Annotated in this window: 12 protein-coding genes; 4 read left to right on the top strand and 8 right to left on the bottom strand. The window is 72.1% G+C overall.

Annotated features, from left to right (window positions below; all coding sequences use genetic code 11):
• Positions 1–7: 7 nt before the first annotated feature.
• Positions 8–520: a nucleoside deaminase gene (locus M1D46_RS08325; protein ID WP_456287137.1), complete on the top strand. Its 513-nt coding sequence runs from the start codon at positions 8–10 to the stop codon at positions 518–520.
• On the opposite strand, the gene pepN is transcribed toward M1D46_RS08325, so the two are convergent.
• On the bottom strand, positions 508–3,003 hold the full coding sequence (pepN, locus tag M1D46_RS08320; RefSeq protein ID WP_456287136.1) for an aminopeptidase N: 2,496 nt from the start codon (positions 3,001–3,003) through the stop codon (positions 508–510). The genes M1D46_RS08325 and pepN overlap by 13 nt on opposite strands.
• A gap of 64 nt (positions 3,004–3,067) precedes the next feature.
• Between pepN and M1D46_RS08315 the strand changes: the two genes are divergently transcribed.
• Positions 3,068–3,523 (top strand): acyl-CoA thioesterase, encoded by a 456-nt coding sequence (locus M1D46_RS08315; RefSeq protein WP_271173313.1) that lies wholly within the window; start codon positions 3,068–3,070, stop codon positions 3,521–3,523.
• Between the two features lie 82 nt (positions 3,524–3,605).
• Here the strand turns inward: M1D46_RS08315 and M1D46_RS08310 are convergent, their stop codons facing one another.
• The 7 genes from M1D46_RS08310 to M1D46_RS08280 form a co-directional block, all read right to left on the bottom strand.
• Entirely contained in the window at positions 3,606–4,547 is a 942-nt protein-coding gene (locus M1D46_RS08310) for a diacylglycerol/lipid kinase family protein (RefSeq protein WP_271173315.1), read from the bottom strand.
• Between the two features lie 35 nt (positions 4,548–4,582).
• Positions 4,583–4,780, bottom strand: coding sequence for a hypothetical protein (locus tag M1D46_RS08305; RefSeq protein WP_271173316.1), 198 nt, complete (start codon positions 4,778–4,780; stop codon positions 4,583–4,585).
• A gap of 97 nt (positions 4,781–4,877) precedes the next feature.
• A complete protein-coding gene (locus M1D46_RS08300; protein ID WP_456287135.1) occupies positions 4,878–7,121 on the bottom strand; it encodes an esterase-like activity of phytase family protein in 2,244 nt (747 codons plus the stop codon).
• 110 nt (positions 7,122–7,231) lie between these two features.
• Positions 7,232–8,755 carry a gluconokinase gene (locus M1D46_RS08295; protein WP_456287134.1) on the bottom strand — a complete coding sequence of 508 codons (1,524 nt, stop codon included), beginning with the start codon at positions 8,753–8,755 and terminating at the stop codon, positions 7,232–7,234.
• A gap of 15 nt (positions 8,756–8,770) precedes the next feature.
• Positions 8,771–9,790, bottom strand: a complete 1,020-nt coding sequence (locus M1D46_RS08290; RefSeq protein ID WP_456287133.1) for a zinc-binding dehydrogenase — start codon at positions 9,788–9,790, stop codon at positions 8,771–8,773.
• Between the two features lie 17 nt (positions 9,791–9,807).
• Positions 9,808–10,575: an SDR family oxidoreductase gene (locus M1D46_RS08285; protein ID WP_456287132.1), complete on the bottom strand. Its 768-nt coding sequence runs from the start codon at positions 10,573–10,575 to the stop codon at positions 9,808–9,810.
• A gap of 2 nt (positions 10,576–10,577) precedes the next feature.
• Positions 10,578–11,960 (bottom strand): GntP family permease, encoded by a 1,383-nt coding sequence (locus M1D46_RS08280; RefSeq protein WP_456287131.1) that lies wholly within the window; start codon positions 11,958–11,960, stop codon positions 10,578–10,580.
• A gap of 105 nt (positions 11,961–12,065) precedes the next feature.
• Between M1D46_RS08280 and M1D46_RS08275 the strand changes: the two genes are divergently transcribed.
• On the top strand, positions 12,066–12,770 hold the full coding sequence (locus M1D46_RS08275; protein WP_456287130.1) for a FadR/GntR family transcriptional regulator: 705 nt from the start codon (positions 12,066–12,068) through the stop codon (positions 12,768–12,770).
• 125 nt (positions 12,771–12,895) lie between these two features.
• Positions 12,896–14,122, top strand: a complete 1,227-nt coding sequence (locus tag M1D46_RS08270) for an MFS transporter (protein ID WP_456287129.1) — start codon at positions 12,896–12,898, stop codon at positions 14,120–14,122.
• The last annotated feature ends 66 nt before the right edge of the window (positions 14,123–14,188 follow it).

The following is a 14,188-nucleotide window of genomic DNA, read 5'->3' as shown; positions in this document are numbered from 1 at the left end:
TCGCGGCATGAGCACCACCCTGAGCGACACCGATCTGGCGCACCTGCGCCGCTGCGTCGACCTCGCGCGCGAGGCCCTCGACGACGGGGATGAGCCGTTCGGCTCCGTCCTCGTCGACGCCGAGGGCCTCGTGCGCTTCGAGGACCGCAACCGCGTGAAGGACGGCGACGCCACCCGACACCCGGAGTTCGAGATCGCACGCTGGGCAGCCGCGCACCTGTCGCCCGCCGAGCGGCGGACGTGCACCGTGTACACCTCGGGCGAGCACTGCCCGATGTGCGCCGCTGCGCACGCCTGGGTCGGACTCGGGCGCATCGTGTACGCGTCGAGCACCGAGCAGCTGGGCGCGTGGCATCGCGCGTGGGGCGTCGCCCCTGGCCCCGTCGCCGCGCTGCCCATCACGGCGGTCGCGCCCGGCGTCCGCGTCGCCGGCCCCGCGCCCGAGCTCGCGGACGAGATCCGCGCCCTGCACGCGCGCATGCTCGGCCGCGAGGCGGACGACGGCGATCAGGCCGGCTGAGCCGCGCGGACTCGCAGGGCGCGCGCGAGGTGGTCGCGCTCCTCGATGACGATCCGGCGCAGTGCGGCCGGGGCGTCGCCGTTCGCGGCGAGCCACGCGTCGACGCGATCGAGCGAATCGGCCTCGGGGAACAGCCCGCGCACGAGGCGCCCCGCGATCTCGATGCTGCGCTCCTCCCACGCGGCGCGGATCCGCGCGAAGTAGGCGTCGTCGAACTCGGCCACGAGGTCGCGCCGGCCGCCGGCGCGGAAGCCCGAGATGGTCGCCGAGAGGTGGTCGTTCGTGAGCGTCCGATCCTCCCACGCGGCGTTCCACGCGTCCCGGCGGACCACGGCGTCAGGGCGCGACGCGAGCACCCGGAGGTGCTCCGTCCGGCCGCTCGCGGTGTCGTCGCGCGCGAGCTCGGCGTCGGCGTCGGCAGACGTCGCATGCCCGGTTGCGGCGAGCGCCGCGAGCCACGCCCAGCGGAGGTCGGGGTCGAGAGCGAGGCCATCCGGCGCCGGCCGGTCGCCCGCGAGGATCGCACGGAGGTCGGCGGCGCGCCCGTCGTGGAAGGCCGCCGCCGACGCGACCGCACGCGCCCAGGCGAGCTGGCCGTCCGACCCCGGTGCCGCCGCGGTCATCCCCTGCCACGTCGTCTCGAGCCATGCCGCGCGCTCGGCCGTGCGCGACGACTCCGGCGTGTAGTGCCCGACCGCGTAGGCGGAGTTCGCGAGCACGCCGCCGAGCAGCGCGACGTTCGACTCGGCCGGTGCGTGACGCCGGACGATCTCGAGGTACCGCCCCGTGGGGAGCTCCCCGTCGCGGGCCGCGTTCCAGAGCGCCGACCACACGAGCCCGCGCGCGAGCGCATCGTCGATGGTCGAGAGCGCCTCGTGCACGGCGTCGAGCGAGCGCGCGTCGAGGCGGACCTTGGCGTACGTGCGGTCGCCGTCGTTCGGGAGGATCAGATCGACGTCGGGGGCGACCGGGAGATCCACGGTCGTGCGCTCCGCGCGGATGTCGAGGTCGAGCGATGCGCGGCGGACGAGGCGGCCCGCGTCGATCGCGTACAGGCCGAGCGAGAGCCGGTGCGGACGCGGATCGGTCTGCACGACGGTGAGGCCCTGCCCGCGCTCGACCGAGATCGTCGACATGCCGGTCGTCTCGAGCCACGCGCGCGACCACGCGCGGACGTCGCGGCCGGACACGGCCTCGAGCTGCGCGAGCAGATCCTCGAGCGTCGTGTTCCCGTACGCGTGCGCGGCGAAGTAGCGTCGGGCCCCCTCGAAGAACGCCTCCTCGCCGACGAACGCGACGAGCTGCTTGAGGACCGACGCGCCCTTCGCGTAGGTGATCCCGTCGAAGTTGAGCTTGGCTGCCTCGAGATCGGGGATGTCGGCGACGATCGGATGGGTCGTCGGCAGCTGGTCCTGCTGATACGCCCACGCCTTGCGTCGATTCGCGAACGTCACCCAGGCGTCTGTGAACCGGGTCGCCGCGGCGGCCGCGTGCGAGCCCATGTAGTCGGCGAAGGACTCCTTGAGCCAGAGGTCGTCCCACCAGCGCATCGTGACGAGATCGCCGAACCACATGTGCGCCATCTCGTGGAGGATCGTGTTGGCGCGCGCCTCGTGCTGCGCCGTCGTCGACGCGCCGCGGTACACGTAGGCCTCCGTGAAGGTCACGAGACCGGGATTCTCCATCGCCCCGAGGTTGTACTCGGGAACGAACACCTGGTCGTACTTGCCCCACGGGTACGGGAACGCGAACGCGTCCGTGAAGAAGTCGAGGCCCTGGCGCGTGATCTCGAGCACCTCGTCCGCGTCGAGGTGCTCTGCGAGCGACGCGCGGCAGAGGACGCCGAGCGCGACCTCCTGCTCGTCGCGGCGCCAGACGCCGTCGACGCGGTGGTAGGGGCCCGCGGCGACCGACGTGATGTAGCTCGAGATCGGCAGAGTCGGCGCGAACTCGACGTGCTGCGCGCCATCCGCCTCCTCCGACGCGACCGCGCTCTGATTCGAGAGCACGTGCCATCCGCTCGGCGCGGAGACGCGGAACGTGTACCGCGCCTTCATGTCGGGCTGCTCGAAGCAGGCCATCACCCGGCGGGAATCGGCGGGCTCGTACTGCGTGTACAGATAGGTCTCGCCGTCGACGGGGTCGACGAACCGGTGCAGGCCCTCGCCCGATCGGCTGTATGCGCCGCGTGCCGCGATGCGCACGGTGTTGCGGTCGGCGAGGCCCGAGACGCGGATGCGCGCGCCGTCCCACTCGACATCGTGCGCGACGCCGTTCACCTCGACGGACTCGACGGCCTCTCCGATGAAGTCGATCCACGTCTCCTCGGCCGTCGCGTCGAACTCGAGGACGCTCGTCGTCGGGAAGCCGCTGCGCTGCGGATCGGGTGCTCCCGTGAGATCGAGCTCGACGCGGATGGCGTGGACGGTGATGGCCGCGGATCGCGCGGCCGCTGCTTCACGGCTGAGGTTGGCGCTGTTCACCGGTCCATGCTTTCACGGCGCGGAGCCGTCGCCGCGGAGCGGCCCCGCGCGTAGGCTGGCCGCGATGAGCACTTCCGCAGACGACGGCCGCATGAACTTCCACACGCGCAAGTGGGTCCGCCCCGAGGACCTCAACGCGAACGGCACCCTGTTCGGCGGGAGCCTGCTCAAGTGGATCGACGAGGAAGCCGCGATCTACGCGATCATCCAGCTCGGCAACTACCGCGTCGTGACGAAGTTCATCTCGGAGATCAACTTCGAGGCGTCGGCTGTGCAGGGCGATCTCATCGAGATGGGCCTCATCGCGACGCACTTCGGCCGCACGTCGCTCACGATGCGCGCTGTGGTGCGCAACATGATCACGCGGCGGACGATCCTCACGATCGAGAAGATCGTCTTCGTGAACCTCGGCGAGGACGGCAACCCCGCCCCGCACGGCTACGACTCGATCACCTACCAGCGCGATCGCATGCCGACCGAGCACTCCGCGACCGGGACCATCCGCCTGCCGCAGGCATAGCCGCCGACGCGGCGGGCCCGGCTCGGATGCTCAGAGCAGGCGAGCCGCCGACGAAGCTGCAGAGGACGCGCACCGCGCGCCGTCAGCGCACGCGCAGCGCGCCGGGCTGGATCTCGACCGTGAACTGCGTCACCTCGCCGAGGTCGTCGCCGTCGACCTCGAGCACGCGCGGCTCCGGCAGCTCGACCGCGACCGACGTCGCCCGCGCGTGGGCCGCCGTGTCGCCGCTCTCGGCGCGGTCGGTCGCACCCATGAGACGGCGGATGCCGTTGTCCCACACGAACGAGCGCAGGGTGTCCAGCCATCCGGCGATGCCCTCCGCGCTCAGCAGCAGCAGGTCGAGCTCGCCGTCCGACGGATCCGCGTCGGGCAGAAGCGTGATGCCGCCCTGCAGCATGCCGCAGTTGCCGACCATCAGGGTGTGGCCCGCCGCCGTCACGGCCTCTCCCCCGTCGACCGCGATCCGCAGCTCGATGACCTCGCTCGCGTTGACCGCGCGCCCGAGGGACTCCACGTAGGCGAGCCATCCGACCTTGCTCTTGAGGTCGTCGTCGGTCTCCACGATCATGTGCGCGTCGATGCCGAATCCGGCCATGACGGCGAAGGCCTGCCGCGTGGGCGCCCCGTCGACGGCCGTCTCGATCCATCCGATGTCGATCACGCGCGCTTCGTCGGCGAGCGCGCGAGCGAACGCCGCCTGCGGGTTGTTGAGCGGGATGTCGAGGTTGCGCGCGAGCAGGTTGCCGGTTCCCAGGGGCACGATCGCGAGCTCCGCCCCCGCGCCCGGCTCCGCGAGGCGCTCAGCGACCGCGCGCACCGTGCCGTCGCCGCCCGCCGCGACGATCACGTCGGCACCCCACTCGAGCGCATCCTCCGTCGCCTTCTGACCGGGATCCTCGACCGTGGTCTCCCACCACGAGATCTCCCGCTCGTCATCGCCGAGCGCGGCGGCGAGCCCGGTCTCGAGCACCTCGCGCTCGGTCTTCGACGGGTTCCAGACGATCGCGATCCGCTCGAGTGCCATGCTTCCCCCTGTGTCCTGCGGCCCGACTCGCCTCCTCAGCCCTCGGGGAGTGCGAGCTTGGCCTTCTTCGCCTGCTTGCGGTTGCGGTCCTTCGCGAAGATCTTCTTCGCGTCCGCTGGGTCCAGTCTGCCCTCGGCGAGCAGGCGGATAGGGCACCGCTTGCAGCGTGGCTTCGACTTGCAGCAGGACTTCTTCGGCTTGACCCGCTTGCTCTTCTTCTTCCCGGAGGACATCCCGACATGGTAGGCCGCCCGGCTCCCCGCGCGAAGAGGGGAGCCGGGCGGATGACGCCGCGTGTCACGCGGCGGCCGAGCGGATGGCGCCGGCCGGTCAGCGCGCGTCGGCCACGGCCTCGACGGCGACGTCGGGATGGTCGCTGAAGACGCCGTCGAGGCCGGCATCGACGAACGCGCGCAGCTCCCCGGCGAGATCGCCGGCCGCATTCGGGTCGGCGCTCGACCGGAACTCGGCGGGCAGGAACTGGTTCTCGAGCCGGAACGTCCACCCGTGCACCTCGAGTCCGGCGGCGTGCGCGTCGGCGACGACCGCGGTCGGCTCGGCGAGCGTGCCATCGGCCGCGCGCGGGATGACGACCGACTTCTCGGCGCCGAGGATGTCGGCGTACGTCGCGATCTCCGCGAGCCCCTCGGGCGTGACGAGGTCGGCGTACGTGCGCGGGTCGCCCGCGGCGTGCAGGTCGAACGGTGCGCCCGACGAGTTCGCGAGCTGGGCGATCCGGACATCCGTCATCGCGTCGAGATCGCGCAGGTTGCCGGTCTCGAAGCTCTGGATGACGACGGGCGCGTCCGCGTGATTCATCCCATCGGCCTCGAGCGCCGCGACGAGCGGCTCCTCGAGCGGGAGGCCGATCCCGTCGAAGTAGGTGGGGTGCTTCGTCTCGGGCGCGATCCCGACGGGCTCCCCGTCGCACGTCGTGGAGTGGCGGGCGAGGTCGATCACCTCGTCGAGGGTGGGGATCAGGTACAGCCCGTCATAGGCCGCGCTGCCGGGGCGGACGTGCGGAACGCGCTCCTTGGCGCGCAGCGTGCGCAGCTCGGCGAGCGTGAAGTCCTCCGTGAACCAGCCCGTCACGCTCACGCCGTCGATGACCTTCGTCGTCCGGCGATCGGCGAACTCCGGATGGGCGGCGACGTCGGTCGTCCCGCCGATCTCGTTCTCATGCCGGGCCACGAGGACGCCGTCCTTCGTCGACACGACGTCCGGCTCGATGTAGTCGGCGCACTGCAGGATGGCCGTCTCGTACGCCGCGAGCGTGTGCTCGGGACGGTACCCGCTCGCGCCGCGGTGGCCGATGACGTCGACCGCCGAGACCTGCGGTCGCGTCTTCTCGAACGACACGACCGCGAACTCGGTGTCGTCGGGCGTGCCCGGCACGCGCGCGTCGTTGCCGGGGTAGTTGTTGTCGTTCCCGATGAGAAGGTCGCCGCCGCGCAGCTGCACGACCGTCTCGAACGACTGGACGGGGAGGGAGAAGACCTCGCCCGTCCCGTAGCCGTCGCCCGCGCCGATCCCGCTCGGGTTCGCGATGCGCAGCGCGTCGAGCGCGAGGGTCTTCTCGACGTATCCGTCGTCGTCCACGCTGTCCAGGGCGACGCGGTACACGCGCTTGGTCACGGCCTGCTCGCCCTCGAAGTCGTCGCGCTCGACGAGCAGCAGATCGCCGCCGCGGACGGCGAAGGCGTCGCCGATGACGTTGGCCTCCTGGTCGGCCTGGTAGCTCCAGGTGCGCCCGGTGTACGCGCCGGCGCGGATGTCGAACTCCAGGATCTCCCGGCGACGCTGGTCGGCGTCGTCGGCGTACGCGCCCTCGACCACCGGGTACAGGTAGTGGCCGTTCGTCGAGATCGCGAGCGCCTCGAACCCGCGGCTCGAGCGCACGCGCGGCGTCTCTCCGGCCGAGAGGTAGGGGTTCTGCGGCGACTTCGCGCCCTCGAGCGCGTAGGGCTTCTCGAGGAGCGTGCCCTCGGCGTCGAAGTGGAGCAGGAACGGCCCGAACTCCTCGCCGACCCAGAACGTGCCGTCCTTCGCGCGCACGACCGACTCGATGTCGAAGTCGGCGCCCGTGAGCAGCCGCTCCTCCGTGCCCTCGTTCACGATCGGGAAGTCCAGGATGTTGTCGCGGTCGTTGTACGAGATGAACCGCTCGACGGCGATCTCGCCGGAGCCGCCCTCCGCCGTCTCCCAGTCGGGACGGACGAGGTAGCTGCGCAGGAGGAAGTCGGCGGAGTTCTCCTTGGAGCCGAACCCGTTGTCGGGCTGAGCCCAGAACGTGCCGTCGCCGTTGTCGATCATGGCGGAGAACCCGGGGATGACCTGGCCCTCCCACGGGCCCGTGCGGCCGTTCGCGGGGGTCGCGAGGGCGCCCGACGGCGGCCCCTCCTCGAGGTGGTCGGCGGAGAGGGTCGCGCGCGCGACGAGCGTGGGCTCGTCGACGGGCGCGCCGCCCTTCTCGTTCGCGGCCAGGGCGGGAGCGGGGACGAGGGAGACGGCCACGGCGGCCGCCGCGGCGGCCGCGGCCAGGCGCTGGGGCCTCCGGGAGAGGATTCGCTTCATGCCGCCAGCGAACCGAACCGCGCGAGCACGACGGTGTCGCGCATGCGGCTGCGCGGCGACGCCGAGGTGAACGGCCGGAAGCACCCGGGGACGCTCCCCGGCCATCCGCCTCAGAACGCGATCGGAAGCGAGGGCGCGAGCCGCCGAAGCCGCGTGTACGTCGGCAGGAGGGCGTCGTACAGCTCGTCGAAGACGGGCAGGAGCGCTCCGTAGACGGCGGCGTCGCCGGGATGCGGGCGGATGGTCTCGTGCACGGGCAGGCGCTCGGCCGCGACGTCGATCGACTCGATGAGCCCGAGCGCCTGCATGCCGAGGAGGGCCGCGCCGTAGCTGGAGCCCTCCTGCCCCTCGAGCAGGCCGACCGGAGCGCCGAACGCATCCGCGAGGGTCTGCTGCCACAGCGGGTGCTTCATGACGCCGCCCGTCGCGCGGATCTCCTCGACCTCGAGGTCGGCCGCGCGCATCGACTGCAGGACGAGGGCCAGCTGCAGGGCGACGCCCTCGACCGCCGCGCGCACGAGGTGCTCCGTGCGATGTGCGCGGGTGAGCCCGATGTAGGCGCCGCGCGCGATGCTGCTCCAGTGCGGTGCGCGCTCGCTGAGGAGGTAGGGCAGCATGATCAGGCCGCCCGAGCCGGCCGGCACGGTCGCCGCCGCATCGAGCAGCTCGGCGGTCGACAGCTCGTGACCGCCGGCGATCTCGGACCGCACCCACTCGAGGGTCACGCCGCCGTTGTTGATCGCCCCGCCGATGACCCAGCGGTCCTCCGTGAGGGCGTAGCAGAAGACGCCGCCGCGAGGATCGACCGCGGGACGGCGGACGGCGACGCGCAGCGCCCCGCTCGTGCCGATCGAGCAGGCGGCGACCCCGGGCCGCACGGCGCCCACGCCGAGATTGGCGAGGGGGCCGTCTCCTGCGCCGACGACCACGGGGGTCGCGAGCGGGAGGCCCGTGGCGGACGCCCCCTCCTCCGTGAGCGTGTCGAGCACCGTGGTCGTCGGGACGAGCTCGGGGAGCTGCTCGGCGCGGATGCCCGCGAGCGAGAGCGCCTCCTCGTCCCAGTCGAGGCGGTGGATGTCCATGAGCCCCGAGCACGACGCGAGCGAGTGGTCGATGACGAGCGCACCGCACATCCGCAGCAGCACCCAGTCCTTGATCCCCGCCCAGATGGCCGCCTGCTGGCGGATCCGCGGCTCCTGCTCGCGGAACCAGATGAGCTTGGTGAGCGGCGACATGGGGTGGATGGGCGTTCCCGTGCGCCGATGGAGCGCGAGCCCGCTCGCGGACGCGCGCAGCCGCTCCGCCTGCACCGCCGCGCGCGTGTCGGCCCACGTGACGACGGGCGTGATCGGCTGCAGCTGCGCGTCGAGCGCCAGCAGCGAGTGCATCGCCGACGAGAACGACAGCCCCGCGACGCGCTCCGCGCCGACCTCGGCGACGACCTCGCGCACCGATGCGTAGACCGCGCCCAGGATGAGCTCGGGATCCTGGACGGCGTGACCGGGATGCGGCTCCTCGAGCGGGTAGCCCTGCGAGGCCGAGGCGACGAGCTCGCCGTCGACCGTGTAGGCGACCGCCTTCGTGGCGGTCGTCCCCATGTCGACGCCGATCACGATGTCGCGCGGGTTCGTCATGCTCCGACCTCCTCGTCAGCCAGCGTCGCTCTGCAGCGTCACGACCACCTTGCCGGAAACCTGCGCATCGCGCGCGATCCGGAAGGCCTCGGCGACCTCGGCGAGCGGAAGCGCGTGCGTGACGACCCTCTCGATGCCGGGGTCGGCCGCCAGCAGCGCGACGGCCTCGTCGATCTCGTCATGGAACCGGAAGGTGCCCACGAGGTGCACCTCCTTCGAGATGTACGGCGCGAGGTTCACCGGCCGCGGCTCGTTCGGGACCATCCCGACCTGCACGACGACGCCCTTGCGGCGCACCGCCGTGCCGGCCGACGAGATCGCGACGGGCGCCCCCGAGCACTCGAAGACGACGTCGAACGCGCTCTGCGGGAGCTCCTCGGCGCCCACGCGAACGAGCGCGTCGGCGCCGAGCTCCGCGGCCCGCGCGAGCGGGGCCTCGAGCACGTCGCTCACCGTGATGTGCGCGGCGCCGCGTGCGCGGGCCGCGGCGACCGCGAGCAGGCCGATCGGCCCGGCACCCGACACGAGCACCCGGGCGCCGGCGAGATCGCCGGCCCGCGTGGCGGCGTGCAGGGCGACGCCCAGCGGCTCGGCGAGCACGGCGCGCCGCACGGGCAGCGTGTCGGGCAGGACGCGGATCATGTCGGCCCGCACGACGAGCTGCTCGCTCATGCCGCCCTGGGTGTGCGGCCACGTCGACGCGCTGCCGAGGTACGACCCGCCCGGCCACAGGTGCGGGTCGTCCTCGATGCCGTGCTCCGGGGTCCCGAAGCGCGCGGGATGGACCGTCACCGGCGTCCCGGGGGCGAGCCGGCCCGACGGGTCGAGATCGACCCGTCCCGACAGCTCGTGGCCGGGGACGAGGGGCTCCCGCACCACGTACTCGCCGTTCGCGCCCTCGAAGTAGTAGTGCAGGTCGGAGCCGCAGATGCCGACGCTGTCGACGCGGATCCGCACCTCGCCCTCCCCCGGCTCGGGCGTCGGGGCCTCGCGGACCTCGATCCGCTCCTTGCCGTCGATGAATGCGGCGCGCATGCTCTTCTCCCTCTCGCTCACACGACGGCGGTCATGCCGCCGTCGACGAAGATGTTCTGCCCCGAGACGAAGCTCGACGCATCGGACGCGAGGTAGAGCAGCGTGCCCCACAGCTCGCGGAAGTCCCCCCAGCGCTGCGCGGGCGTCCGGTTCACGAGCCAGGAGTTGAACGCCTCGTCCTCGACGAGGGCCCGGTTCATCTCGGTCGCGAAGTACCCGGGCGAGATCGCGTTGACCTGCACGTCGTAGCGCGCGAGGTCGGCGGCCATCCCCTTCGTGAGCATCGCGACGCCGCCCTTCGACGCCGAGTACGGCGCGATCGTCTGCCGTGCCAGCTGCGACTGCACCGATCCGATGTTGATCACCTTGCCGGAGCGGCGCTCGGCCATCCCGGGGGTGACGAACCGCGACACGTAGAACACGCTCGAGAGGTTCGCGCTCACGACGGCATCCCAGTCCGCGACCGGGAACTCGGTGAACGGAGCGCGCCGCTGCACGCCCGCGTTGTTCACGAGGATGTCGGGCACGCCGTGCGCGGCGACGATGTCGGCCACGCCGCGCTCGACGGCCTCGGCGTCGGTGACGTCGAACGTCGCCGCGTGCGGTCGGCGGCCGGTCGCCTCGGCGATCGCGTCCTGCGCGGACGCGAGCGCCGCGGCGTCGCGCCCGTGCAGGACGACCTCGGCGCCCGCCTCCGCGAGCGCGAGGGCGAGAGAGGCGCCGAGCCCGCGAGAGGAGCCGGTGACGAGCGCGAGCCGGCCCGTGATGTCGAAGATCCCCGCCATGCTCAGAAGATCGCGAAGACGATGAGCACGATCGCGAAGCCGACGACCGACTCGATCGCCTGCTGCACGGTCCAGGTCTTGAGGGTGGTCTTGACGTCCATGCCCATGAGCCGGCCGACCAGCCAGAAGCCCGAGTCGTTCACGTGGCTGGCGAACACCGAGCCCGCCGCCGCGGCGAGCGTGATGGCGGCCGTGTCGATGACGCTGTACCCGCCCGACGTGACGGCCGGCGCGAGAAGGCCTGCGGTCGTGACGAGGGCGACCGTCGCCGAGCCCTGCGCGACGCGCAGCGCGACGGCGATGACGTACGCGGCGAAGATCACGGGCATGCCGAGGTCGGCGAGGGTGCCGGAGAGGGCGTCGCCGATGCCGGATGCGCGCAGGACGCCGCCGAACATGCCGCCGGCACCCGTGATGAGGATCACCGAGGCCACCGTGCCGAGCGTGCCCTCGACGAGCTTCTCGAGCGCCGACCCGTTCTCGCCGCGGAACTTGCCGAGGACGAGCAGGGCGACGAGCGCCGTGATGAGGAGGGCGACCGGCGACGTGCCGATGAGGATGAGCGCCTGGACCCACACGGCGTCGCCGTCGACGACGCCCGCGGTCGACAGGGTGCTGAGGCCGGTGTTGAGGAAGATGAGCACGAGCGGGAGCAGGAGGATCATGATGACCGTGCTCGCCTTCGGCGGGTTCGCCGGCTGGTCGTCGTCCTGCGCGCCGAAGAGCTCGGGGACGATCATCGGGTAGCGCGAGTTGACGAACTTGCCCCACAGGTAGCCCGAGAGGTACCAGGCCGGGAACGCGATGACCAGGCCGAGCAGCATGACGACGCCGAGGTTCGCGCCGAAGAAGTCCGATGCGGCGACAGGCCCCGGGTGCGGGGGCAGGAAGACGTGCATGACCGAGAAGGCCGCGGCTCCGCTGAAGCCGTAGAGCAGGAGGTTCCGGCCGCCGATGCGGCGCGCGACCGCGAAGATGATCGGCAGCATGACGATGAGGCCCGCGTCGAAGAAGATCGGGAAGCCGAGGATGAGCGAGGTGAGGCCGAGGGCGAAGGCGGCGCGCTTCTCGCCGAAGATGGCGACCATCTTCTCCGCGATGACGCGGGCTCCGCCGGACGACTCGATGAGGCGGCCGATGATCGCGCCGAGCCCGATGAGGAGGGCGACGGAGCCGAGCGTCCCGCCGAAGCTCGACACGAGCACCTCGTTGACGAGCGCGTTCAGTGGCAGGCCGGTCGCGATCGCGGTGAGCAGCGAGACGACGATGAGGACGAGGAAGGCGTGCAGCCTCACCTTGATCACGAGGAAGAGGATGAGCGCGACGGCGACGGCCGCGATGCCGAGCAGAGGCCCGGTGCCCATCGTCTGGGTCCAGTCTTCCATGGTTTCTCCATTGAAATCGAGGGCGCGCACTGTCGCGTGCCGTGCATCAAAGGTACTACTTAAACAACCGATAAGATACTACGTAACCGCGAGCAAGGGAGCGACATGGCCATCGGAGTCCACGGCGATGTGCTCGACGATCTCGGGAGCCGGATCGCGTCGGGCGACCCCCAGCCGGGAGCCGTCTTCACGCTCGCCCAGCTGGAGCGCGACTACGGCGCCTCCCGCACGGTCGTCCGCGAGGCGGTGCGCGTGCTCGAGAGCATCCGCATGGTCGCGTCGCGCCGCAAGGTCGGCATCACCGTCCTCCCCCGCGAGCAGTGGGACGCCTTCGATCCGCACCTCATCCAGTGGAACCTGCGCGGCCGCTTCCGCCAGCAGCAGCTCGAGGCCCTCATGGAGCTGCGCGTCACGGTCGAGCCCATGGCCGCGCGCCTCGCCGCCGCCCGCGCGACCTCGGCTCAGCGCGCCGAGCTCCTGCGTCTCGCCGAGCGGCTCAACGCACTCGGGCAGGCGGGCGACGGCGACTCGGAGGAGTACCTCGCTGCCGACCTCGCCTTCCACGGCACGCTCCTCGCCGCCTCCGGGAACCCGCTTCTCACAGCGCTCGAGACGCCGGTCCACGAGGTGCTGAGCGGACGCGCGAAGCTCGGCCTCACTCCGGGCATCCCCGCTGAGGGCACGCTCGAGGATCATCTGCTCACGGCCCGGGCCATCGCCGAGGGCGACCGCGACGCCGCCGAACGGCACTCGCGGTCGCACATGATGACGGTGTGGAGCGAGATCGCCTCCGACGACGTGATCAGCTGACGCCGAGGTCGGCTCGGTAGAGTCAGCCTGTCGGACGCTCGTCGTCCGAGAGCAGTGCATCTACCGGCCGCCGGAGACCCCGGCGGACAGCGGCGGCACCCGAACCCCGCAGACCGGAGGTGCCCATGACGATCAGCGACGTCCGAGAGAGCCGCAGCCTCCTGCGCATCGCAGGACTCCCCTACTTCCTCATCGCGCTCGTGGCGCGGCTGCCGTTCGCCATGATGGTGGTCGGCGTGCTCACGGCGGTCGTGTCCGTCCGGGGCTCGCTCGCGCTCGGCGGGCTCACGTCCGCGACCGTCGGACTCGGCACGGCGTGCTTCGGCGCGCTGCTCGGCGCCGCCGCCGATGCCTTCGGGCAGCGCCGCGTGCTGCTCGTGCTCGCGGCGGCGAACGCGGCGGCGCTCGCGCTGTTCGCCGCGGTCGTCTACGGCGACACCCCCGACGGACTCGTGCTCGCGGCGGCCTTCGGGATCGGCGCGACGGCTCCCCAGGTCGCGCCGTTCTCGCGCGCCCGGCTCGTGACGCTCATCCGACGCCGGGTCGCCCCCGAGCGCGCACCGCGCACCCTCTCGTCGACGATGGCGTACGAGTCCGCGGCCGACGAGACCGTCTTCGTGATCGGCCCCTTCATCGTGGGCCTGCTCGCTGCGGCGATCGCGCCGTGGGCGCCGCTCGTCGGCGCCGCCGTGCTGACCGCGGTCTTCGTCGGCGCCTTCGCACTGCATCCCACGGGACGCCTGGTCGCGCCCGGTCGCGAGGACGGCGCGGCGCCCTCCTCCGACGTGCGCGATCTCTTCCGGCCGCGCGTGCTCGTGGTCGTGGGAGGCACGCTCGGCGTGGGCCTCTTCTTCGGCTCGATGCTCACCTCCCTGACCTCGTTCATGGCCGACCGCGGCCGCGCCGACGAGGCGGGGCTCATGTACGGCGTGATGGGCATCGGCTCGGCCCTGTTCGCGCTCGGCATCGCGTATCTTCCGGCCCGGTTCTCGCTCGCCGCACGATGGATCGCGTTCGCCTCGGTGCTGCTCGCGGGCTCCCTCTCGCTCCTGCTCGCCGCGAGCCCTGGCGCCATGGCGTGCTCGCTCGCGGTCATCGGCATCGGCATCGGGCCGACCCTCGTGACGCAGTACAGCCTCGCCGCGGCCCGCAGCCCGGAGGGCCGCTCTGCCACGGTCATGACGATGGTCGGCTCGGCCGTCGTCGTCGGGCAGGCGATGGGCTCGGCCCTCACCGGGTCCGTGTCCGAGACGTTCGGCACGTCGGCTGCGCTCCTGCTGCCGATCGCGGCGGCCGCCCTCGTCCTCATCGCGGCGGTCGCGAACGCCGTCCTGTCGCGCCCACGCGCCTGATCGGCGTACCGGCCGGCGGGGCCGATGTCAACGCCGACCGCGCGGATCCACCGCGGCCATAGGATG

The sequence above is a fragment of the Microbacterium sp. JZ70 genome, from assembly GCF_053903225.1.
Note: the sequence above shows the minus strand (reverse complement) of the source record. Positions and strands in the feature narration are given on the sequence as shown.

Excerpts from the sequence above, each read along its gene's own strand:
- M1D46_RS08325 (WP_456287137.1), top strand. The coding sequence starts at position 8 with ATGAGCACCACCCTGAGCGACACCGATCTGGCGCACCTGCGCCGCTGC.
- M1D46_RS08315 (WP_271173313.1), top strand. The coding sequence starts at position 3,068 with ATGAGCACTTCCGCAGACGACGGCCGCATGAACTTCCACACGCGCAAG.
- M1D46_RS08310 (WP_271173315.1), bottom strand. The coding sequence starts at position 4,547 with ATGGCACTCGAGCGGATCGCGATCGTCTGGAACCCGTCGAAGACCGAG.
- M1D46_RS08305 (WP_271173316.1), bottom strand. The coding sequence starts at position 4,780 with ATGTCCTCCGGGAAGAAGAAGAGCAAGCGGGTCAAGCCGAAGAAGTCC.
- M1D46_RS08300 (WP_456287135.1), bottom strand. The coding sequence starts at position 7,121 with ATGAAGCGAATCCTCTCCCGGAGGCCCCAGCGCCTGGCCGCGGCCGCC.
- M1D46_RS08295 (WP_456287134.1), bottom strand. The coding sequence starts at position 8,755 with ATGACGAACCCGCGCGACATCGTGATCGGCGTCGACATGGGGACGACC.
- M1D46_RS08290 (WP_456287133.1), bottom strand. The coding sequence starts at position 9,790 with ATGCGCGCCGCATTCATCGACGGCAAGGAGCGGATCGAGGTCCGCGAG.
- M1D46_RS08285 (WP_456287132.1), bottom strand. The coding sequence starts at position 10,575 with ATGGCGGGGATCTTCGACATCACGGGCCGGCTCGCGCTCGTCACCGGC.
- M1D46_RS08280 (WP_456287131.1), bottom strand. The coding sequence starts at position 11,960 with ATGGAAGACTGGACCCAGACGATGGGCACCGGGCCTCTGCTCGGCATC.
- M1D46_RS08275 (WP_456287130.1), top strand. The coding sequence starts at position 12,066 with ATGGCCATCGGAGTCCACGGCGATGTGCTCGACGATCTCGGGAGCCGG.
- M1D46_RS08270 (WP_456287129.1), top strand. The coding sequence starts at position 12,896 with ATGACGATCAGCGACGTCCGAGAGAGCCGCAGCCTCCTGCGCATCGCA.